18 protein-coding genes and 1 pseudogene are annotated in these 24,059 nt (G+C 37.4%); 14 read left to right on the top strand and 5 right to left on the bottom strand.

What is annotated here, in order from left to right; all coding sequences use genetic code 11:
- Window positions 1-11 precede the first annotated feature (11 nt).
- On the bottom strand, window positions 12-2,534 hold the full coding sequence (locus tag ACSQ6I_RS26655; protein WP_438893218.1) for a heavy metal translocating P-type ATPase: 2,523 nt from the start codon (window positions 2,532-2,534) through the stop codon (window positions 12-14).
- A 133-nt stretch (window positions 2,535-2,667) separates the two neighbouring features.
- Here ACSQ6I_RS26655 and ACSQ6I_RS26650 point away from each other — a divergent pair, with 133 nt between their 5' ends.
- A complete protein-coding gene (locus tag ACSQ6I_RS26650) occupies window positions 2,668-3,072 on the top strand; it encodes an ArsR/SmtB family transcription factor (RefSeq protein ID WP_438893217.1) in 405 nt (134 codons plus the stop codon).
- Between the two features lie 19 nt (window positions 3,073-3,091).
- On the opposite strand, the gene ACSQ6I_RS26645 is transcribed toward ACSQ6I_RS26650, so the two are convergent.
- A complete protein-coding gene (locus ACSQ6I_RS26645) occupies window positions 3,092-3,424 on the bottom strand; it encodes a YnfA family protein (protein WP_438893216.1) in 333 nt (110 codons plus the stop codon).
- Between the two features lie 168 nt (window positions 3,425-3,592).
- Between ACSQ6I_RS26645 and ACSQ6I_RS26640 the strand changes: the two genes are divergently transcribed.
- The 10 genes and pseudogenes from ACSQ6I_RS26640 (at window position 3,593) to ACSQ6I_RS26595 (ending at window position 17,230) form a co-directional block, all read left to right on the top strand.
- Entirely contained in the window at window positions 3,593-4,915 is a 1,323-nt protein-coding gene (locus tag ACSQ6I_RS26640; RefSeq protein ID WP_438893215.1) for an Nramp family divalent metal transporter, read from the top strand.
- Window positions 4,916-4,992: 77 nt separating this feature from the next.
- Window positions 4,993-5,676 (top strand): tetratricopeptide repeat protein, encoded by a 684-nt coding sequence (locus tag ACSQ6I_RS26635; protein ID WP_438893214.1) that lies wholly within the window; start codon window positions 4,993-4,995, stop codon window positions 5,674-5,676.
- A 370-nt stretch (window positions 5,677-6,046) separates the two neighbouring features.
- On the top strand, window positions 6,047-6,430 hold the full coding sequence (locus ACSQ6I_RS26630) for a hypothetical protein (RefSeq protein WP_015364308.1): 384 nt from the start codon (window positions 6,047-6,049) through the stop codon (window positions 6,428-6,430).
- Window positions 6,431-6,805: 375 nt separating this feature from the next.
- Window positions 6,806-6,937 (top strand): annotated as a pseudogene (locus ACSQ6I_RS26625) (IS5/IS1182 family transposase); the annotation flags it as partial.
- Between the two features lie 369 nt (window positions 6,938-7,306).
- Window positions 7,307-8,383, top strand: a complete 1,077-nt coding sequence (locus tag ACSQ6I_RS26620; RefSeq protein ID WP_438893213.1) for a hypothetical protein — start codon at window positions 7,307-7,309, stop codon at window positions 8,381-8,383.
- A gap of 158 nt (window positions 8,384-8,541) precedes the next feature.
- Window positions 8,542-8,988 (top strand): DUF1257 domain-containing protein, encoded by a 447-nt coding sequence (locus ACSQ6I_RS26615; protein WP_438893212.1) that lies wholly within the window; start codon window positions 8,542-8,544, stop codon window positions 8,986-8,988.
- A 3-nt stretch (window positions 8,989-8,991) separates the two neighbouring features.
- Window positions 8,992-9,198, top strand: a complete 207-nt coding sequence (locus ACSQ6I_RS26610; RefSeq protein ID WP_127055541.1) for a DUF2997 domain-containing protein — start codon at window positions 8,992-8,994, stop codon at window positions 9,196-9,198.
- A gap of 130 nt (window positions 9,199-9,328) precedes the next feature.
- Window positions 9,329-10,945, top strand: a complete 1,617-nt coding sequence (locus ACSQ6I_RS26605; protein WP_438893211.1) for an AAA family ATPase — start codon at window positions 9,329-9,331, stop codon at window positions 10,943-10,945.
- Window positions 10,946-11,093: 148 nt separating this feature from the next.
- Window positions 11,094-11,642 (top strand): WGR domain-containing protein, encoded by a 549-nt coding sequence (locus ACSQ6I_RS26600; protein WP_438893210.1) that lies wholly within the window; start codon window positions 11,094-11,096, stop codon window positions 11,640-11,642.
- Between the two features lie 470 nt (window positions 11,643-12,112).
- Complete coding sequence (locus tag ACSQ6I_RS26595; RefSeq protein WP_438893209.1) at window positions 12,113-17,230, top strand: DEAD/DEAH box helicase family protein; 5,118 nt, start codon at window positions 12,113-12,115, stop codon at window positions 17,228-17,230.
- Between the two features lie 298 nt (window positions 17,231-17,528).
- Here the strand turns inward: ACSQ6I_RS26595 and ACSQ6I_RS26590 are convergent, their stop codons facing one another.
- Complete coding sequence (locus ACSQ6I_RS26590) at window positions 17,529-18,830, bottom strand: IS701 family transposase (RefSeq protein WP_438893208.1); 1,302 nt, start codon at window positions 18,828-18,830, stop codon at window positions 17,529-17,531.
- 515 nt (window positions 18,831-19,345) lie between these two features.
- Between ACSQ6I_RS26590 and ACSQ6I_RS26585 the strand changes: the two genes are divergently transcribed.
- From ACSQ6I_RS26585 to ACSQ6I_RS26575, 3 genes are all read left to right on the top strand, one after another.
- Window positions 19,346-19,759, top strand: coding sequence for a DNA-binding protein (locus ACSQ6I_RS26585; protein WP_438893207.1), 414 nt, complete (start codon window positions 19,346-19,348; stop codon window positions 19,757-19,759).
- Window positions 19,760-20,186: 427 nt separating this feature from the next.
- A complete protein-coding gene (locus ACSQ6I_RS26580; protein ID WP_438893206.1) occupies window positions 20,187-20,618 on the top strand; it encodes a hypothetical protein in 432 nt (143 codons plus the stop codon).
- A gap of 94 nt (window positions 20,619-20,712) precedes the next feature.
- Complete coding sequence (locus tag ACSQ6I_RS26575; RefSeq protein WP_015364299.1) at window positions 20,713-21,669, top strand: DUF4351 domain-containing protein; 957 nt, start codon at window positions 20,713-20,715, stop codon at window positions 21,667-21,669.
- Between the two features lie 146 nt (window positions 21,670-21,815).
- On the opposite strand, the gene ACSQ6I_RS26570 is transcribed toward ACSQ6I_RS26575, so the two are convergent.
- Together ACSQ6I_RS26570 and ACSQ6I_RS26565 are read right to left on the bottom strand one after the other, a co-directional pair.
- On the bottom strand, window positions 21,816-23,045 hold the full coding sequence (locus ACSQ6I_RS26570; RefSeq protein WP_438893205.1) for a ParM/StbA family protein: 1,230 nt from the start codon (window positions 23,043-23,045) through the stop codon (window positions 21,816-21,818).
- Between the two features lie 102 nt (window positions 23,046-23,147).
- Window positions 23,148-23,672 (bottom strand): hypothetical protein, encoded by a 525-nt coding sequence (locus ACSQ6I_RS26565; RefSeq protein WP_438893204.1) that lies wholly within the window; start codon window positions 23,670-23,672, stop codon window positions 23,148-23,150.
- Between the last annotated feature and the right edge of the window lie 387 nt (window positions 23,673-24,059).

Genomic DNA, 24,059 nt, shown 5'->3' with positions numbered 1-24,059 from the left:
TACACCATTATCTAATCATCAAAAGTCCTAGTTTTGAATAACCGCATTCCATTTGCAGTCACTAACAAAGAAGTCCCTGTATCTGCTAAGACGGCTACAGCTAACCCAACAAACCCAAACGTTCCCAATAGCAGAAATAAAGCCTTTGTTACTAAAGAAAAAATAACATTCTGTTGGATCACAGATACAGTGCGACGACTCAATTCTACTGCATAAGCCAGTCGTCTGAGGTCATTTCCCACTATGACTACATCTGCTGTCTCCAAAGCAATATCTATGCCACCCACCGCAAAACTAATATCCGCAGCAGCCAGGGCTGGGGCATCGTTGATACCATCTCCAACCATCCCTACCACTCCATCACGACGCATCTGTTGAATTTCTTGGAGTTTATCTTCAGGTAGCAGTTCAGCCCGATACTCTGTAATTCCCACTTGTTGAGCAATTTGCCCTGCAACACGGGTGCGATCGCCTGTCAGCATTACCAACCGCTTTAGCCCCAGCCGCTTCAATTGTCGCACGGCTTCGGTTGCTTCTAATCGAATACCATCAGAAAGTGAGATCGCTCCTAATAACCCTTCCTTTGCCCCTACAAGTACCGGAATTTGACCAAGTTGTTCAATTTCAGCCAACAAAGATTCAGCCTCATCAGACAAAAGAATCCCTTGGTCTGAAAACAACCGCCGATTACCAACTAAGTATAATATCTCACCGAAGTTTGCCTGAATTCCTTTACCTGGTAATGCCATGAAGTTCATAGGTGTTTCTAACTCCATCTTTTGTTCTTGCGCCTTGGCTACAATTGCCTTAGAGAGCGGATGTTCTGACTGTTGCTCCAGTGAAGCGGCAATTTGTAACACCATGTTTGCACTTACCTTGCCAAAGTCATAAACCTTCTGCACAATGGGCAACCCTTGGGTAATCGTACCAGTTTTATCAAAAGCCAGAGTTGTCAGGTGTCCGGCTGTCTCCAGTGCATTACCCCCCTTGAACAAAACGCCGTGGCGAGTTGCAGCACCAATGGCGCTAACAATGGAAACTGGGGTAGAAATCACCAAAGCACAAGGACAAGCAATCACCAACATTACCAGCGCTCGATAGAACCAAACATTAAAAGGTTGAGCAAATGCCAAAGGCGGAATCAGAGTAATAGCGATCGCCATCAAAATTACAATTGGGGTGTAAACTTCTGCAAACCGATCCACCCACTGCTGAGAAGGAGCGCGGCTGCCTTGGGCTGATTCTACCAAATGGATAATTTTAGCAACAGTCGTATCACTAACAATATGAGTTACTTTAACTTCTAAAAAGCCTGACTGATTCAACGTTCCCGCAAAGACAGTATCACCTTTTTCTTTATCTTCTGGGATTGATTCTCCCGTAATTGGCGAAAGATCAATAGCACTTGTACCAGAAACAACAACACCATCCAAAGCCACACGTTGTCCTGGTCGAATTGTCAAAATTTCACCAACTTGCACACTTTCCACGCCCACTGTAACTTCTTTATTCCCCCGCTTCACAGTAGCAGTAGGTGGAGTTAAATCCATAAGGGCGCTGATAGCATTGCGTGTGCGACCAAATGTGAAAACTTGCAGGGTTGTACCCAAAGAAAACAGAAACAGGACTAATGCTGCTTCAAACCAGTCCCCCAAAATCACTGCCCCAATAACTGATATGGTCATCAGCAGATTCATATCGGCACGACGCAAGCGCAACTCAAACAAACCAGCCCGTGCAATAGGATAGCCTGCAATTACTATACCAATGCCATAAAAAGCTCGCATTATCCAAATAGGTAATGCTAAATATTGAGCAACTAAGCCCAAAACTAACCCTATTCCCGCTAAAATTACGCTTTGTCCCCGGCGGTTATTCACCCAAAATTTCCAGTTTGCTGAGTCGCGTTTTGGAATTTGTTTTGGAACTGAATTGTCTTGATGTTGGTCGTGGTTACAGCTTTGGCTTTGTTGGTGAGAGCTTAATTCTTGAGTGAGTTCAACTGTATAACCCAAACTGCGAACTCGATTATAAATTGTCTCTTCATCGACCTGTTGCGGGTCGTAGGATACTTGCATTTTTTCAGTTGCAAAGCTGACTGATACCTGAAGAACGCCTACTATTTGCTGTAAGCCAACCTCAACTGTTTTGGCACAACTGCCACAATCCATCCCACCAATTTTTGCCTGTAGTTTTTGAGTAGAAGCTACTTCAAAATGCTCATGTTCGCTCTCATAGGAGTGGGTATGATGATGGTCGTGGTCGCCGTTGCAGGAATGGTCACGATTATGAGGCTTGACCTCACTATTTTGTTTAACCGTATATCCCAAAGCAGTGATGCGATTGATAATTTCAGCTTCGCTGAGGATATCTGTGTCATAAAAAACTTTAACTTTTGCAGTTGCAAAGCTCACGGAAGCTTCCATTACACCGCCAAGCTGTTGCAAACTGGCTTCTATCGTCTTGGCACAACTTCCGCAGTCCATACCATCAACTTGCAAAAACTGGGTTTTGAGGGAGGGGGTTTGAGTCATGACAGTTTTACAGAAAAAACTATAAAGTTAACTGCCAATATTCTAATACAACAATTGAACAACTATTCAATTGTACAATGGTTATCATTTTAGATACTATGAAATTAATAACCATTGCTTACGCACAAAAACTATGAAAAAGAGCCGGGGAAAGCCAGACTTCGAGCATTTTCAACATTCTGATGCTCCAAATTGTGACGCTCATGTAGTGCATTTAGATAATGTGCGCTCAACTCAAGCGGAAATTCTCGCAACTTCCAAGGCCAAACAGATAGCAGAAGTATTTGGGATACTTGCAGATCCAAACCGCCTACGTCTGCTATCAGCTTTGGCTTCTCAAGAGTTGTGTGTTTGTGATTTAGCTGCATTAACAAAAATGACGGAATCAGCCGTTTGTCATCAACTGCGATTGTTTAAAGCGATGCGGTTGGTGAACTATCGTCGAGAAGGTAAAAATGTCTATTACAGTTTGGTTGATAGTTACATTATTAACTTATATCGTTCTGTAGAAGAACACTTAAATGAATCAAGTCTTTAGTTGCTGATTGGTCATTTTTCTATCTTCTGGGCGCATACATAATAATTAATACACTTAATAGCGCCAAGCATCCTCCTAAAATATCGTAGCGGTCTGGAGCTACTTTGTCCATTTTCCAACCCCAAAGCATTGCCATAACGATAAATACGCCTCCATAGGCAGCATACACTCTACCAAAGTTAGCAGGTTGGAGGGTAGCAAGCATACCGTATACAGCTAACCCAATACCTCCAGCAATTCCCCACCAGAAAGGTTTTCCATCTTTTAACCATTGCCAGATAAGATAACCACCACCGATCTCAAATAGGCCAGCCCATATAAAGTTTAGTAAGGATTTTAGTATTTCTCTCACTTAAGAACATCCTGGTTATTTGACGAGTATAAAAAATATAACAATTTTTAGTAGTAAGACAGGAATTTTACTTGTGAAATCTTGAGAAAATTAATATTCGTGGCAGATTTTTTTGAAATTATGAGAAGAATATGAAAGAATAAATTATGACAATGTAAAAACACCAAAATGACTATCCCAGAAAATAAACCTAGCCTTCCAGAAGTTCATCGTAGTATTAGAGTCCCTAACACTAATAGCTTTTGGCGCAAAATGCTGGCTTATGCGGGGCCAGGATATCTGGTTTCTGTGGGATACATAGACCCCGGAAACTGGGCAACAGATATTGCTGGGGGGTCTAAGTTTGGCTATACCTTGTTGACAGTCATTCTGTTGTCGAATCTGATGGCGATATTGCTGCAATCGCTGTGTGTGCGTTTGGGTGTGGCTACGGAGCGAGATTTGGCACAGGCTTGTCGGGATTATTTCAGTCCAAAAGTGAGCTTTTGCTTGTGGGTATTATGTGAGATTGCGATCGCTGCTTGTGATTTGGCAGAATTGTTAGGAAGTGCGATCGCTCTGCAATTATTATTCGGTATTCCCTTATTATGGGGCGTATGTATCACTGCGCTGGATGTCCTAGTATTACTACTTTTACAACATAAAGGCTTTCGCTATACAGAAGCTTTGGTAACAATGCTAGTAGCAACTGTAGGCATCTGTTTTGCAGCAGAACTTCTTTTTTCTCGACCTGATATGGGGGGGATAATGTTTGGATATCTGCCCAAAAAAGAAATTTTACAAAACCCAGAAATGCTCTACATTGCTATAGGTATTTTAGGGGCAACAGTGATGCCTCATAACTTATATTTACACTCTTCCATTGTGCAAACCCGCGATTGGCAACCAACTTCTGAGAAAAGATGGGAAGCGATTAAGTTTGGCACATTTGATTCAACGTTTGCTTTATCCTTAGCACTGTTTATTAACTCAGCAATTTTAATTGTATCTGCTGCAACATTTCATTTTTCTGGAAATCAGAATGTAGCAGAAATACAAGATGCTTACAAACTACTTTCACCATTGTTAGGGGTTAGTGCTGCTAGTGCTATTTTTGGGATCGCTTTACTTGCTTCCGGTCAAAGTTCAACGCTGACTGCAACATTGGCTGGACAAATAGTTATGGAAGGCTTTTTACAATTTCGTCTTCCGTCCTGGTTACGGCGTTTAGTTACCCGTCTGCTTGCTATCATTCCAGCATTGATCACAATTATTGTCTTTGGGGAACATAGCACTAGCCGGCTCATAGTTTTAAGTCAAGTTATCCTCAGTTTACAGTTACCTTTTGCAGTGATTCCTTTGGTGATATTTACGAGTAATCGCCGCTTAATGGGTGAGTTTGTCAATCCGTTATGGCTTAAATCTTTAGCTTGGCTGGTCGCTATTGTTATCGTTGGACTAAATGTTTGGTTGCTCTTACAAAGTATTTTGGGTTGGTTGAATTTCAATTGATAAATGGCTTAGGATGGATTTAGTTGCAAAAAATATTGTGTTGTCTTGATGTGTTTTAACATGGAGAAAGTCAAGTCATGAACTATATTCACAAAGTTGTTACTATTCTAGGAATAACAACTAGCGTACTGAGTGGTATACCTACTGCTGTCTATGCTGCCCCGGAATCACCAACACCTATCCCAAAGATGAATTTTCAGGAATACTATAACCAGGGGGTGCAAAAGCTGGAGCAAGGCAATTTCAACGGTGCAATAGAAGATTTTAGTCGGGTAGTCAAGTTAAATCCCCGATACTATGAAGGTTTCTGCTTGAGGGGTTTGGCCAAGTCTCAGTTAGGAGATTTTCAAGCAGCCGTTATCGACTTTAATCAAGTATTGCAACTAAATTCTAGCCATACAGATGGTTACAATGGTCGTGGAATGGCTCATGCAGAACTGGGAAATCTTCAAGCTGCTATTACCGACTTTAATCAGGTACTCAAAATTGATCCGCAGTCTGTAGATGCTTATTACAATAGAGGTTTTTTGAATTATAGACAGGGAAATCATCAGATGGCGATTTCAGATTTTAACCAAGCACTAAAAATCAACCCCAACTTAGCTGATGCCTATGGTAACAGAGGACTGGCTAAATATGCTTTAGGCGATCGCAAAAGTGCTATTACCGATTTACAGCAAGCTGCAAGTCTGTTTCAACAGCAAGGAGATATTCAGAGGTATCAGCAAACACAAACTCTGCTTCAGCAAATTCAGCAGTAAGTAATATTAAAGCTAGAAATTAAGGCTCTTGCATTACTTTTATGGTGATGGAGGATGGATTATAACAAAAACCTTACGGGGCAAGGGTTATAAACAATTATGACGATATTTTTAATGAAATGCCTACACAATAAGGCTTTCAATGGTTTTGAACCGGGTTTTCCATAAAAAGAACCGAAATTAAGTATAAATCGTTTTTAATAAGTTTATTTTCAGGGTGAACCAGAAAAGCTTACTCTTAAATTTAGCCTAACTGGATGAGGAACTTTCTCTGAACGGCATTATCAAATTAGTTGTTCCAAAAATTCACTTGATTTTTGATGGTGAATCGAATAACGTAGATGGTCAGTTATCTTTTTTTAGGAAGTTTATGAATAAAAAGCTCATACTAAATTTACTTGCCAGTTCCTCAATTTTTACATCATTAATGTCTACACTGGGTATCATTAATCCTGCCCTTGCTAGTGTTAATCTAAATCAGCGATTAATGCACACTAGTGACGGTCGTACTTGTATTACTAATCCTCACGGTCTGAAAGATTTCGTGTGTATTCGAGATTCCGAGAGAGATCCCAAGGCTGCTCCTGCACCTAAGTCTATGGTACTCTCGGCACAGCCATCTGATAGCAAAATTGCAGAACTGAATTTTACGGAGGAGGAAAGCGACGCTGCAATTAGGATATTTAAGTGTGACTGTCCGTTTTGTCTCAATTCTTTGCGACAGTTACGAGGTACTGGTAACTTGGTTTACTAAGCTTTATGGGTATTAGCTGTCATTATTGCCACTTCAACTTTTATTTCTCTTTAGTTTTTAGAATTTTGTTGAGAGGCTATTTATAAAGTAAATTTAAAAGGGGTAAAAAGGTTGAATAATAATGAAAAGATACTTCTGAAAAAGTGTATATAGTGTGTAATAGAGTTTCTTTATGAGGCTACGCCAAATTTCTTTCTTTAGTTCTTTTTTCGTATCCTTTGGTGTTCATTATATACTTTTTCGGCAAATCTTCACACAAAATTGGTAAGTAATTGGACAGAATTAATTACATATTAGTTATTTACCAATCCTTTACCAGTCAAGGATTTTAGTCCAGATTTTTGTGTAATTAATTTTGTCCGATTATTTAGAAATATGTCTCCCAGAACCTATCCAACAGTTCAGTATCATGCAAAGAAGGAAATTTTAACTCCTTTAATCCCGCCAGCCAAATCAGGTAGGCATCTACGTACTACTGATATGCGAGAAGTATATAACGCCATTTACTAGCACTAGAAAACAAAATGTCAATGGATATAAAGTTCGTACTATCTTATAGCAAGAAAAGTATGATTTTTGTATTTAGATAAACTTGAATAAGCATCGGTCTTTTAAATTAATTACACTGTTTTTTTTTGCGTTACTGAAGACAAGTATAAATTTAGGTGTAAAGACGTTCCAGATAACATCTCTACAAGAGTTCTTACATCATCCAAAATCACGTTCATACCTCAAATCAGCACCGCCGTTTTTTTCAACCATAACGTCGGCAATCTCAAACTTGAAATCACAATTTTGGGAACAAATTTGTGTAGCTATCAGTTGCAAGCTAACGCTTATCTGGGAGTGAGCAAATAATATGATTCCCAAAACAATATGCTACAAGTAGTCATTCCCAACTCAAATGAAACCTTCCTCCAAAACGCTGTTGTTGAAAGATACAACTTCTCCAAATTAAACAAAACACGCATCCGGTTCAAGATTCAATTAAAGAAAACAACTAAAAGCAATGCTCCGAAATGGGCAGATGTTCTCAAAACGTCTCAAAATGAGCAAGAATCTGACTTAGTAAAAGTTACAACTTCAGAAGTTGGTTTAAAAGGCATCAAAGTTTTCAAAGCTTTAGATGAAGCCGCAAACAAATTAAGACAAGAAGTTGCTTCAGTCCAAGAATGGATGAATTATGACAATGGTGATTGGATTTGTTCCATAGATTTAGCGCCCATAGTCTGGAGTCAATTAATCGAAATTCGAGATAATATTGCTCCTACTTTACGCACCCAATTGAGAGAAGAGTATGACGAGGGTTACACAGATTACCAAAAACGAATTGATAAATTCCTCTCACTGAATGCTTGGCAGTTATCTGTAGAACAACAACAAGAAGTTAAGCAAAACTTAGTAAAAGCTTTTCCCTGTTTAGAGGAACTAGAAGACTACTTACAAGTAATAATTGGTCGTCCTGTGATTATTCCTGCTATTAGCGAGCAATTGTCAGAACAACAAGCTGAATGTTTGCAGCAAATAACTCGATTCATCGAGCAGTATGACACAAATTTAGAACAAACACTCAGAGAATCAGCGATCGCTGGAGGTGAACAACTAGCAGCGCAATTACTCGAAGATTTGAGCAACTGGGAACCAGGACGCAAGCCAGTCAACTTCAAGAAAAAGATGGAACGTCATTTCAAGAAAGTGCAAATGCTTTTGGGTAACGCCAGTTTTGAAGCAGGTAGCAGTCTCGAACAAATGATGACTCATCTAGAAGACATTCTCGAAAACGCTTCTGTAGATGCCAAAAGGCTTGATTCACAGGGACGTTCTCAATTAGAGGGAAAAATGGACGAAATTTACGCCAAGCTGCTGGATGAACAACGTCATCTTCAAAGATTAGCAAGTGATGAAGGTATGGGGTTAAGCAAAGCTACAGCCATGTCTCTCAAACTTCGGTAGAAAAACCTGTCTGTATCATCCTTGAGCAAAAACGAGGTGTGAGGTGTAGATGAGAATAATACACCTCATACACTTGCTACGCAATTAAGAGAGGAAGTAATAGCAACTGTTTGCTTCCCTGTTTATCAGTCTTAATTTCCCAATTCACAGTAACTAAGATGTCACATTTCTCAACTGTCACCACAAAATTAACTAATCGTGAATGTTTAGTTGATGCTCTACAAGATTTGCAGCTTACCGTGCAAGTTTATGAGAAACCACAATTGCTCAAAGGTTATTACGACGACTCTGAAGGAAAAAGTGCAGAGATTGTTGTCCCTGGTCCTACTTTAAATGCCCGCGCAGATATCGGGTTTCTGTGGGATCAAGAAGTAAAGGTGTATCAAATCATCCACGATTCCTATGAAACCGTACCCCGACTGGGAGAAAACTTCTTTTCTCATACCCTCATGCAAGCCTACGGTAAAAACATGGTTCGCGCTAAAGCAGCACAGTTACAGGAACAGCTAGGAGAATGCACCATCACCGAAGAAACCAAGGGTCAAGTACATACCTTGCGTCTTGCATTCTCAGCACATCAACAAACTCAGCAAGTACGGAGATAATCTATGGAAAGGGCAATATTGATACATTTTGACACTGCTACAGGTGAAGTAAAAATAGAAGCTGAAGGATTTGAGGGATTGTCCTGTCTAGAAGCAACCCAACCTTTTGAGGAAGCTTTGGGAATAGTAGAGAGCGATCGCTCTTACAAACCAGAATCTCAACAACAGGTTCGCACCACTAATACCCATCAACACCGACTACATCAATAAATCCAAACCAGAGAGGGGGAAAATATCTTCAATATTCCTCCCTCTCTTGATTATCCTTCGCCTAAACAAGCTTTGCTACTTCATCAATACATTTTCACTGAGGAACAAATAAAATTCCTTATTCACAACCATGAAACTATCAAACCTAATTACCACCATTGATTCTCAAATACCCATTGTGGCTTTAGAGGTTCTATCTCCTGAAGAAGCAACTATTATTCAATGGTTAACTACTGAAGTTATGGACAAACTCAACAGTCCTGTGTATTTCTGGAATTTAGGAGTATCCAGCTTAGAACAATGTCTGATTGCTGACGACGGTGGACTGGTATTCAAATCAATTGAGACTTATAAAAAGCCTCCTCACATAGACCCTCTAATATATGTATTCGAGTACATCAACAATTTCGAGGGGAATGGGGTTTTCATTCTGGGAGATATTCACCCTTTTGTGGGCAAAAACTCCCTGCAATTGAGTTGGGAAATTCTCACCAGAGTCAAAAACTTATACCATCGTCTCAAACCAACTGAAAAGCGCATTGTACTTCTGGGTCAAAATATTCAACTGCATGAATCTTTATTGAGGCTAATTCCTTGCTGTGAAGTTCCTTTACCCAGCATTGAACAAATTCAAGACCACTTAGAATCATATTTACTCTATTTGCAAGAATCTGCCAGTGAGCAAGAGGTGAATTTTACGGTTTCTCTTACCACTGAAGATAAAGAAACCTTAGCAAGAGCAGCATTAGGACTAACTTTGGAAGAAATTAGCGACTTTCTGCGGTTGACTGTGAAAGAACGATTAACTTCTCAAGGCATTGTGATTGATGCAACAGTCATTTCCTTAGTGGTCGAATACAAAACCCGGCTATTGGCTCAAATGGGTATTGAACTGGGTAAACCCACAACAATACCTTTTGGCGGTCTGGATTTACTACGGGATTGGCTGCAACGCCGTCGTCGGTTATTTTCCCAAGAAGCGCGATCGCTCAATTTACCCCAACCTAAAGGGGTTCTATTAGCAGGACCACCGGGGACAGGTAAATCAATAGTAGCAAAGAATATTGCCACCATCCTGAATCTTCCATTGTTGCAACTAGACATTGCCTCAATGCTTGGTAGTCTGGTGGGAGAATCTGAAGGTAATGTCCGCCGCGCACTCAGTACAGCAGAAGCGATCGCTCCCTGTGTTCTATGGATTGATGAAGTTGAGAAGGCGCTTTCCGCTAATGGCGATACTTCTGGGGTTTCACAAAGAATTTTAGGAAATATCCTCACTTTCATGTCTGAGTGTACGGCAGGGGTGTTTGTGGTAGCAACTTGTAATGATCCGACGGCTTTACCGATTGAGTTTAAGCGAAAAGGACGGTTTGATGAGAATTTCTTTGTTGACCTACCCACAGAAATTGAACGTTGTCAAATTCTCAGGATTCATCTAGGACGCTACGGTATAAAAGTTCCTGAAGAGTATCTGGAAGCGATCGCTGCTAGTACCAGCAAGTTTAGTGGTGCTGAATTGGAAACTCTAGCCTCAGAAGCCGCACTACTGGCTTTTGATGAAGGAAGACCGCAGCAGGTGACACTAGCTGATTTAGAAAATTGCCAGCGAAATATTACGCCTTTAGCTGTTCAAGATGCTGCTGCTGTTGAACGGATGCAGTCTTGGTCAAAGGTGGCACGACCAGCTTCTAGTCCTGTGCAGGTTTCCAAGAGAAGTCTTCGTACCTCTAAATTCCGTACCAATTAGATTGTCTCCGGTACAGAAGTAAGCGAACTGCTTGCAGCAGCGCTTCGCTATCGCTTTCAGTAGTCAAGTAAGCCATAAATCACTAAACCGCTAAATACCAATGAGAGTTTTTAGCGGTTTACCACCATGAAATATCGTTGTAATCATCATGGAAATATATTTAGTATTCGTAGATGCTGCCCAGAATAGCAATAAGTTCTGGAGTGCTAAAGTTGAGCAAGAAAATTTAACTGTTGAATGGGGTCGAGTAGGCTACAAATCTCAACAGAAAATTCACTCATTTGGTAATTTTCAACAAGCAGTTTCTAAATTCAACAATCTCATTGCTGAAAAGAAAATGAAAGGCTACCGAGAAAGCCAACCTCAAATTGATCATACTTCTGATTCTTTGGAAATCAAAAGAGCTATTCAATTGCTAGAAATATTACGCCCTTATGTAGCTGAAAGACAATTCGCAAATAGCAATTATTTAGAGACATTAAACCAATATCTAAAAATTGTCCCTACACCTTTGGGCATGAAAATAATACCATCCTTAATATACCGTCATGTAGGAGACGTAGACCACCAACTATCACTACTAAAATCTTTATTGGCGACTGAATCTGTTCAAGGTGAAAATACAGCAGAATCTGGTAATAACAGGAAAGTTGTCAGCTTAAAAACAATTAGTAAGAACTTTTGGAGGCATATTTAATACTGTTCAACATTTAAATTCTCAAGTTTTTCAACCTGTTAATGTAATTTTTTCAACCATAAATGTTCACAAATTATTTATAAATGATATGGCTTACTAATGAATGTAAGCTATATTTTTTCTCTGATATCATTTTACTTTAAAGATGCACATATAGCATTTCCTAGTCTAATGAAGTACAAAATCATCGGAATCATCACAATTTTACAAAAAAGCAGAATAAGTATCTGAAAACTCTCTTCTTGCTTCTTACCTTCGTGTCCTTCGCTCCTTCGTGGTTAGTTCATTTCATGTCTTGACATCAGACAAAAAATAAACTTACACATTTGGGATGCTCCCAAATCATCTGCGTTTATCTGCGTTCAATTATTACTGCCCATACTTGACTTGAATGCGAATATCTATAACATATTTAAATCGTAAATTTGCGCTATGCGCCCATTACCAAAACTATTTTTTGGCAATGGTATATGTTTACAATCAATTCAACAATAGAATCAGAATTAAAAGCCACACCCCAACAAAGATGGGAAAACAACAAACAGGCAATTATTACTCTACAAACACTCAATGACTTACCCAACCAAGAGGAACTACAAACATTAGCCAAATTCAACGGATGGGGTTGTTTACCAGAAATATTTAGCTTAAATCCACAAAGCAGATGGGTTGCTAAAGCACAAAAAGAATTGCTAACTTTACTGGAACAAAATGAATTTAATAACGCTGCTAGTAGCATATTAAATGCCCATTATACAGAACCTAAAATCATCCGTAGTATTTGGGAAATGCTATCGCGCATAGGATTTACCGGAGGCAGAATCTTAGAACCAGCTTGCGGTACAGGCTTATTCTTTGGATTAATGCCAGAAGATATACGCTGCAACTCAAAACTATTTGGAATTGAATTAGATAAAACACCCGCTACAATAGGCAAACATTTATATCCCGAAGCTCAAATCTATAATCAGGGTTTTGAAAAAGTCAGCTTCCCAGAAGGATATTTTGATTTGGTATGTGGGAATTTTCCCTTTGGTGATTATGGAGTAAATGACTCAAAATATAACTTTCTCGGAGTCAATATCCATAACTATTTTCTAGCCAAATCTGCCGACTTGGTAAGAGAAGAAGGGTTAATTGCAGTCATTACTTCTACATACACTTTAGATGCTCCTAGTTCTCAAAAGTTCCGAGCTTGGTTAGGACAAAAACTAGAACTGGTAACAGCCGTAAGACTTCCTAGTGGAGTATTTAACACCATAGCTAGAACTCAAGTTAGTCCCATTCTACTAATCTTTCAAAAAGTCAAAAATCCTCGTCATGCTAATACATCAAAATGGATAAATACTCAAGAAGTACAAATTGTTCCTCAAGATTGGGGTAATGAAGGTGACAAAACTAAAGCTCATCTCAACGAATATTTCTTGAGTGAATTTCAAGGCAGAAGTTTTGATAAATATTATCAAAACCAACTGCAAAAATCTCCCCAATACACACATTTACAACAGAGAATCTATCCTCATGTACATCACTTATTAGGTACACCAAGCATTAATAAACTGTACGGTGAAGGTTTTGCACTATTAGATGACGGCAGAGATTTATCTGAATCCCTGTGCAAAATACCTCTAAATGTTAACTACTCTCCTAGAAAGGAAACTGAAGATCTTCTGTTAGTTCTCCCTGAACTGCAACATATTAAAGAAATGGCTTTTTGTATTCATGAAAACCAAATTTATCAAAGAGCGAAAAGCCATTTAGTTTTAGTAGAAACTGTAGAGAGAAATCGAATTGAAGATTTTTGGCAACTACGTAGCTGTTTAATAAAAGTTATCAATGCCCAACAAACAGTAAATGATGAGGAATTAACACAACTCCAACAAGAACTTAAAAACAGCTACAACTCATTCATTCATAAATGGGGCAGAATCAATAGTAAGTACAACCTAATACATCTGGGAAAAGACCCCAACTATTATTTAGTCAGAACTCTAGAAAAGAGCAATTACAAATTAGCTGATATTTTCTCTAAACGAGTCTGTCGTTCATATTCTGCTCCTACAAAAGTTAATTCAGCCCAAGATGCTTTGACACATTCACTGAATATCAAAGGTTGTCTAGATTTGGATTATATCTCAGAAATTAGCAACCTGAGTCAAGAGGAAATCATTCAAGAACTCGATGCTGATAATCTCATCTTTTATAATCCAATTAACCAGAAATGGGAACTTGCTGCTCAATATTTATCTGGTAACGTTTACAGAAAACTGCAAGAAGCAATCGCAGTTAATTTAGCCAAAAACATAGAAGCACTCAAAGCAGTTCAACCGTTACCAATGCTTCCCGATGCTACAGAAGATATCAAACTTACTTGTCTAGAAACATCCAATATTGATTGGAATTCTCTCACAGATTCCCAAAAAGATAAAATCTTGAACAAGAAGATTCACATAATGTTGGGTACAAACTGGATTAAACCAGAAATTTACCAGCAGTTTGCGAAAGAGATATTGAAAATTAAAGTAACGATATCTCACATTACTTCATCTAGCACATCTTTTTGGACAATAGGAGGGAATTCTGACGACCTTACAGAATACGGCACAAGTTATATAGATAGTGCCAAACTTTTGGAAAAAGGATTAAATCGTCAAGACCCCAGAATCATTATCTACGAAAGCAAGGATACCATTAATACTCTAGCATCTAACGAAGCAACAGAAGAAGCCAGAGCTAAATTAGAAGTCATCAAATTTGCCTTTAGAAATTGGATTTGGGAGAATCAACAAAGATGTGTGGAACTGTATACATATTACAACACACAAATTAATGTTTTCTCTGCCCGAAAATATAATGGTAATTACCTCCAGCTTCCAGGTAGTAATCCTCATGTGCAATTGAACTATTGGCAATTAGATGGTGTTTCGAGAATCCTTGAAGAAAATGCCACATTCCTAGCCCATGATGTGGGACTTGGTAAAACATATACCATGATTGCATCTATCATGGAATGTCGGAGGTTAGGATTAGCTAACAAGCCAATGTTAGTTGTGTTGAATGGCACTGAAAAGCAAATTGAAGAGAGTTTTAGATATCTCTATCCAATGGCAAACTTATTAGTTCCTGAAAAGCTAGATGCCGAAGGGAGAAAAATCTTCACTGCTGCCATTCAAACAGGGGATTTTGATTGCACTATCATTACTCACTCCCAATTCTTCAGTTTAGCATTATCGGAAGATTATCAATTAGCGTTCCACAATCAAGAAAAAGAAATTCTCCAAGCTTTCTTGAGAAACGAGTCAAACGATAGAATCACCACTAAACAATTAAAGAAGGCGTTAAAAAGCCTAGAAAATAAAATCAACAAGGTAACAGCATCCACAAGAAAAGACAATCACATTGATTTTGATAATTTGACAGATATGTTGGTGATAGATGAGGTTCATGAATTTAAGAATCTCTCGATTATTACCAAGATGTATAACATCAGAGGTATTCCCAAAAGTTGGAGTCAACGTGCTAGTGATACCTACATGAAGATTCTGCATATTCTGGGAGATATGCTCACAGAAACTTGTTCTAAATTCACAGGAAAGGTAATTGGTGCAACGGGTACAATTCTGTCCAATACTATGGCAGAATTATTTAATTGGATGCGGATGTTTCAACTTCCTAAATTACGAGAATTGGGAATAGAAACTTTCGATGAATGGGCTAGTCAATTTGCCGAACCTACTTCTTCGGCTGAAGTTACTGCTAGTGGTAAATATAAAGTAGTGACTCGGTTTAAGAGTTTCTGCAATATCCAAGCTCTCCGAGGGCTAATGGATCAATTTGTTGACCTTCGCACAAATGATAACATTGGTGATGTTTTAAAACGTCCCAAACCTAAGTTTATTGATGTTGTTGTAGACCCATCTCCAGCACAATTACAATTTCTTAGGGATGCTCTCAAAAGGTCTGAGAAAATTTACACTCGGCAAGTTGCACCCAGCATTGATAATATGCTGAAGGTAACAACGGACCTCACAAAAGCTGCTTTAACTATGCGCTTATTGGGAGAAAATAAAGAAGCAGATATCAGTAAGTTGCATGAGTGTGTTTGGAATAGTTGGCAAATTTGGAAACTGACGAATACTGTCAAGGGAACTCAATTAATATTCTGTGATGCTAGTATTCCTAAACCAGATAAATACAGTACATATTTGTATTTGAAAATGCTGTTTATAGCATTAGGAATTCCAGAATCACAAATTGCGTTTGTCCATGATTTCAATAAATCTAAACGGACTAAACTGTTTGAGTTAATTGATTCTGGTCAGGTGCGTATTTTACTGGGAAGCACAAAGAAATTAGGTACAGGTTGCAATGTCCACCGTCGCGGATTATGGGCTATACACCACCTAGATGCTCCTTGGCGACCATCTGACCTTACTCAAAGGGAGGGGAGAGGTATTAGGCAGGGAAATGGGGAATTTATGGGTTTTACCCTACCTTTTGTGTGGATATTTAGGTATATTACTGAACGTCTAGATGCTCTCAGATGGCAAACTTTGCAATGGAAGCAGGAAATGACTGCTAAATTCCTCAATGGTGAGGATTTGGATAATGTTGAAGATTGTGATCAGGGAATTTATTCCTATGCTCAAATTAAGTCAATGGCTACAGGAAATTCTCTGTTAATTGAGGAGTCCAATTTGCGTAGTGAGTTGAATTCTCTACTTATTCAACAAAGGAGTCATCAAAGACAACAATTTAGTTTGGGTTGGAATATAGATAACTGGAATCGCAAAATTCAAGATTTAGAACGCAAGATTGACTGGCTTCAGGAAGATTTGAAAATAATCAAGCCAGTTTTTAAGGAAATAAAAGCAGCGCAAATTTCTAGACGAATATCGCTGGAGTGCAAAGAGATTTTCCAGGATCAAAATACTTCTACAAGAAAGGTTGCTAATTACCGAGGTTTTGATGTGTATGCTTATTATCGTCCCGGTAATAATAAGTTAGGCGTTTACATCAAATGTTGTGGAAATGAATATTATTTCCCTTGGGTTATTGACAACAAAAAAGGAAGTATTGAGTTTCAACGTTCTCATCCTTTAATCAGTCTTGATACTATGATAGATTCATTACCGAAATATCTACCAAGATTGCAGGAAGAATTTGAAAATGCAAAGGTTGAAAAAGCAAGATTGGAATCTCTTGTAGGACAATCTTTTCCACATTCAGAAAGGATTGATGATGTCTCCAAACGATTGCAGGAAATTGATGCTATTTTACAAGAAGATGAAGCTGCTTTGGATACATCAGAATTATCTTCTAATGATGAGAATGGTGAAGACAGTGATGATGATTTCTGGCTAAATGATGAAAGGTGTATTCAAGAATGCCATATTCACCCAGGAATAGTAGATAAGTTGTTTAGTCGCAGCACGGAAGATATTGAATGGATTAGTGATATTTCTCAGGTTGTCAAGACTATCAAACCTATTGATTATCAAGCTTCTACATCTAGCACAATTAGCAAAATTCATGATTTTCCTAGCAGTCTAAAGAAGGTAGCAGGTGTGCAACTTAGTCTGTTTTGAAATTACTGCTAGAGTTTTTGATTACTTTAAAACTGGGTATTGGGGAAGTAGTTTCCTAATACCTATTTTTTATTTTTTAAGTTAGATAATGAATACTTCAAAAACATTACATACAGCATTTCCAGGTAAATTGGGATGCTCTCAATTTTGAAAAAATAAATGCAGCCACACCAAAAACTCTCTAAAACTCTCTTCCCTTTGTGTATTTTGCGGTTCAATCATATCCAGTATGGGATAATTTTCTGTTGTTATCCCTCTTCTGTCAAAGTGGGGAATTAAGGAAGAAGAAAAAATGGGATTATCCAGAGGGTACGTACACATGAAATTGATTCATTAAAGCCACAAGTTTTGACAAATAGTGATAAACAGAGGGGAAAGAAAAAACTGATAACCAGGGCAGAATCAAAGCTAAAAAGATAGCAGGTTGAATAACTAAGCGAAAGTTATTGAGAATGTGCTTCCACCCGTGACCAAATTGCCACCAAGGATGTTGTTGAAACTGAGATAGAAGGGATGGAGAATTGATGACACAATTATCGGCAGCCAATTTGAGAAAGGATGGAGATTGCAAACTAACCATCAAAAAGACACACAAAACAATTTCCCACCATTTCTCTATCTCAGCATAATCAGTTACGCGATAATCAGCCCAACCTAACTCATTTTTACATTGTTTAAATCCATATTCAATCCAAGTTCTTAAACCATAGGTATTACCGACAGACTTTTGGATTTTACCGGGTAAATTAGTCATAATATACCAGGTAGAGTTCTCTGGCAGTTGTTCCGGGTCGGTTGTAATTTCCCAATATCTAATATCGCCTCGGCGGTGACCAAAAATAATTTCTCTAATGTAGCGTTTCTCCTTTTTCCCGTTTGTAAATACTCGGTCAAATTCTTGCCATCTATTCCTCTTAACCCTAGCTCCAGCAGGCATTAGCACACCATGATTACTCCGAATTGCTACGACATATTTGAGGTTATGTTTCTCTAGAGTCCGCCTGAATTCACTACTCTCTCCATACAAGCTATCTGCTAATACTACCTCAAATTTGAATTGGCGTTCTCTGAGTTCTTCTATTATTTCTCTGGCGATTTCTATCTTGGTTTGATATTTATCTTCTGGTTTCAACCTCTTTTGAGGTTTATACACTTTACAGATTAATGGGAATACTGCTTCCTCCCAAATTCCATAAGCATTTACTGAGACTATCCCTTGTTCTATTTTCCCTAAGTTGCCAATATATTGTCTGTCTACATAGTCTGTCTTCTTTCCTTTCTTTTTATCTCCTGTTTCATCTATTACCAATATAAACTTTTTCTCTTTTAGGGCTTTTGATAATAGCTTTAATCTTCTCTCTCTTAACTTTTCTACTGACCACGGTGATTCTTTCAAAAAGTGATGTAATGATTGAGCATTTGTTATGCCTACTACCTTTGCTATTGCTGGTAGCGTCTTTCTTTTTACTTCCGATATCATTCCCAGATGCAAGTATTTCAAACATTCGTAACTTCTTACTTCTGGGAAGATATCTTTGTATGTTTCACAGTACTCATCTACAAATGAAACTGTTTTTGTTGCTTTTCTTGGTAGGTTCATCTCAAACCTCCTTGATGGCAAGGGTTTTAGCCTCTCTCTCCTATTTTAATTCCCCCACTTTGACAGAAGAGGGTTATACCATTTCTTTATGAGGCTGCGCCGAATTTTTCAACCTTGTATTTTCTTTCTCCGTGTCCTCTGCGTCTCTGCGGTTCGCTAATCTTTAAATTGAGCGCATCTTTATACAGAATTGGTATTAAACAAAAATAAACTTACGCATTTTTCATTTATTTCTCACATCAACTTTTATCGAGTCTTAAATCAATACTTATCGGTTAAGCTCAAAAAATGAAATCATGTAGTGATGGCTACGCCCGCCGCAGGCATCACTTAACATTCAAGACGGTCGTTACAAAAATCAACCGGACAGTATTGAGTCTTACATATACATCAAAAAAACTTAAATAACGACATATAAATCTTGCTTTAATACAGTGAAAATATTGATATATCGCTACGCGAAACATTTGTGAAAATCATGAAAACCAAAAATCACTGTGTTTTAGGAGAAAATTATGCAATCTATACTTACTTTAATGATTGAAGCTATTGTTGTTACTTTCTTTGTAGCGATGTTTATAGATTTTGTTACTGGGATTTTTCAATTAATACAAGCTACAACATCAGTTACACCAGACAACACATCAATATCAATATCAATTCCTAAAGTCAATAAACCAGTTATTTATCAAATATTATCTGATCCTTGGACAATGGAATTAGAAAATGATATTTCATCTTACGAAACAATGAAAAGTAAAACTATTCCTTTTCCTCTTCCTGTTCCTACACTAAAACTTTTACCACCTGCAAAAGAAATTAAATCAGAACCAAAACGTCGAGGAAGACCAAAAAAGAATAATACAACTCCTAATCCAAAAACTACTTCTACACGCAAACGCAAATCACCTCAAAAAGCTGCTGCGTGAACAAATAAAGATAATCACTCACTGTCTAATTCATGTTTGGAGAATATGTAAAAAATCCAAAAGCCTAAATCATAGCATTTTTAAATCTTAATTTATGGTTTAGGTATCAATCCTGGTCAGGTTTTACTATTACAGGGAAAGAAAAAAAATTCACCTTTAATCTTTCCCTCAATAACTGAATCATTACAAACTCATAAACCAAGGGGGGAATAGTTCTTTTCATTGACAATAATATTTGTTATGTCTATACTAGAAAATATTAGATTCGCGTATTCAAACATTAAAGTCACTCCTGGGATAAAATCATACAGCTTGAATAAATTTATAGCATTATCAAATCTGGTTAATACCACTCAATGATTGGAAACCAGCATAGAAAATGTAATTCATCAAAATACAAACTGCTGTAAATATCATCTGGATAACTATGCTAATTATTTGCCCTAAATGCCAAAGTAATAATTCCCGTAAATTATCCCTAATTTATCAAGAAAATGTCACCCATAGCACTAGCACAGTCAGAGGTTCTATAGGTTCAAAGTCTGCTGCTGCTTATAAAAATCAAACTAATACTACATCACTAGGCAAGATAGCAGCACCACCCGAAAAACCAAAATCAAATATTATATTAATTCTTAAAACCATTTTTATTACCTGGATAGGTATTATAGTATTCACAATTTTTAAAGCCTTAGCTATGATTGAATTGTTAATGTTTGTAGTTTTCCCAATCTATCTATTCTGGGCATTAAGAAAAAACATTTTATACTCACGTAAATACCCTAGACTTTATAAAAAATGGGATAATTCTTTTATGTGCCAGCGTTGTGGAACAATCTTCGATAGTCTTGAAAGTTAAAGCATTTTTCAAATCATATTTATTGTAAAAAAATTATAAATAGAGCAAAATCTGTATATAATATTTTTTTTAATCATGCTCATCTACTAAAAAAATGACTGAATTAACAGCTAACTATGATGAATCATGGAAAGAAGCATTAAATGAATATTTTGAAAGCTTCTTATTCTTTTTCTTTCCTCAAATCCATGAATTAATTGATTGGAAAGAATCCCCTCAACCCCTAGACAAAGAACTTCAAGAGATTACAGCTTCATCAGAAACAGAAAAACGGATTGCGGATAAACTTTATAAAGTTTGGTTGTTAGATAAACAACAGGTATGGATTTTGATTCACGTTGAAGTTCAAAGTCATTATGAAGTTGACTTTGCAGAAAGAATGTTTATCTACCACTACCGCGCTTTTGATCTTTACCACAACAAGGTACTTAGCCTAGCAATTTTAGGTGATAATAGACCAAATTGGCGACCTGATTGTTATCATTATTCTATTGGAAATGGTGAAACTCACCTTAAATTTCCCATTGCTAAACTCCTTGATTACGAATCGCGTTGGAATGAGCTAGAATCTAGTAACAATCCCTTTGCTATCATCACGATAGCGCACTTGAAGACTAAAGCCACAACCAGTAATCTTACTGAACGGGAAGCATGGAAATGGAAGTTAATTCGAGAACTTTACGAGCGAGGGTTAACGAAAGAACAAATCGTTAAGCTATTCAAAATCATTGATACAATGATGACTTTACCTAAGCATTTGCAAGAAGAATTAATCACTAAAATTAAACGTTTGGAGGAGGAAAGAAAAATGCCCTTAGTTAGCCCAACAGAAAAACTGGCTATGGAACGCGGTGAACTAATAGGTGAAGAACGATTAGTTATACGACAACTTAGTCGGCGATTTGGTGTAATTGCATCCACCTTAATTGAGCAAATTCATCAACTATCTGTTGAACAGTTAGAATTACTGGGGGAAGCACTTTTAGATTTCTCAACGATAGCTGATCTAGAACAATGGTTACAAAATAGACCAAATTCCGTAGAGGAATAGCAAGTACCGAAGAACCAAAAAAGGGAGGAGTTGTCTCAGGCGATTGCGCGTAGCACACTGCCAAAGGCAATCGCCTCTCTTAATTTTTAAAGGTTTAATCATCACAATAAACTACCAGCTACAAAAATTCGACTTCATTAACAAATTTAAAGTCTATCTGGCATTTCCAAAAAGCCCTTTGGCTTTGGTGAAGGCAGGTTAACAACCTTGTTCCCTGAAACAGTAGAACCAGAATTATTAGTTGTAGTATTACTATTTTTAGTAGTTAAATTGGCACTACCAAACAATACTTGATACAAAGCCCATACATCTGCTAATCGCATACCCATTCCTACTTTATCGAGTGCTGGGGGAATTTCTACACCACCATTCCAAATCAATTTCACATTACTGTAATATGCCTCTAATTCTGGTTTAAGATATTCCGCAGTACCACCACACAAAATCATCTCATTAATATCACGGGGTATTTCTTGTAATAACCAGCGTACTAATGCTCGAAAATATTCATCCCGACTAAGTTTGAGAGCAAAAGATATATCTTGAGCTTCTGCTAACACCTCAGCTTCACTTTTACGTCGTGATAAGGTAGCTAAAACTTCCGACTTACATTCAGATCCTGCTGCTACCACCGCAGCTATCAGATGTGGATCATCTTTCGATAAACCACTACAACGTCTAACAAAATCATCCAACATCCATGACATCCCAAAGGTATTTGATACCCCTGGAGTTACTGCACCTTTATTAGATATCTGTACAGAAGCATTGCGATATCCCAACATTACTACCGCAAGGTTGCAATTCCTAATGTTTGTTCCCAAAATAGTGCGTCTATGTAGATAAATACCAACTCCTTCGGGGACAACGTTCAAGTCTATCAACTTGATCCTGATTTCACCAGTAGGTGTATTGAAACGTTTTAGTGCCTGTTTTAATTTAGATTCAAGACGCTCCTTATCTTGATATTCTGAAGGTGGTAATAAAACAGCAAGTGAAACTGTGAATTTGTTCATCAGTTTCAATTTTTGACTAACCACCCACAAAACACCACAGATTTTTTGTACTGCATTTTCTTCTTTCAACTGCTTGAGTAAGGAGTTACCACCATATTTTTTTCTCGCTAGGAAACCAATAGCATAATATTCCTCACCAATACCCACCCAACAGGTATTCTCTGGATCTGTTTCACCTGATTTAGTTTTTTCATAGTCTTCTACTGACGCAACTGATACATCTGCTATTTCTGGTTCCATACACAGCAACGTAGGAAAGTCATTTTTATGAGATACACTTCCAATTGCTTTAGTTTGAGAACCACCTAAATCTATAGCCAGCATTAAATCCGGGGTTACACTATTTGCAGTTTTAGTCATTTTATTACTCACTTTTCCACCAATTAACTAAAATATATTTTTTGTGATTGAATTTTGTTAAGTATGAATTCAGGAAGTAGCTAAATTATTTAGTTATAGTGTTTATCCAAATAAAGAACGAATATCCTGTCTAACAGCCTTTTGTTCATCCGTTAATTCCATCTCTACCTCTACATCTTCATCCCAAAAATCATCATGTAGATCAGTTTCTGGAGATTGGAGAACTGTTGTGTTATTAGTAACTATTTGTTCTATTGGGTTTTGATAACTAGCATAATTCTGTTTTATTACAGAATCGTTTGTAATCAAAGCGGTACTAAAACTGTCCATACTTTGAAGAATTATTTGAGATAAGGGTAAATTAAAATTTAACTTTATTTGAATATAATTCCAATGGTTTAAACAATCAAATAATGATGATAAAGTTATTTCCTTCAATAAATTATCATCAACTCCATTTACGTTGATATAAGCTAATGGCATAAAATATATTCGAGCTGCTTGCCATACTAATTCATCAAAATTCTTATGGGGATAATTAACCAAATAATTCAACAATATTCCATCTGGTGTATTTTCTCGAAATTGAAATCTAAGTCTCTTGGTTATAAGTTTTTGCTCTGCCATAATAGTCATTCCATTTATCTTTTATGATTTTTAAACCCTAATATCCAATAGGTAAGGTATCTGGTATCACAAAATCTAATAAATAATAAAAACTATATTGCAGCATTCAGGTATGAATATAAAACTAACAAAAAGTATAAAACAGATATAATTTTTGATATAACTTGATTACTATTTATATGCAAACACGCTTAAAAACAAATAAAATAAATAAAGCACAAAAAATTTCACACCCTAATGGAAAACTATTAGGTTAGAAAAGTATTATTGTGTACTTCCGTTGTTATAAGTAATAATACTCATTTTAGTAAGTCTAGCCAATCCCAACCAATCCTAGCCAATCCTAGCCAATCCCAGCCACTTGATGGATAATTTAATAGTACAAAT

Origin of the sequence: Anabaena sp. WFMT (assembly GCF_051781005.1) — a bacterium.
Lineage (GTDB): Bacteria > Cyanobacteriota > Cyanobacteriia > Cyanobacteriales > Nostocaceae > Anabaena.
This window is presented reverse-complemented; position numbering and strand designations above follow the sequence as displayed.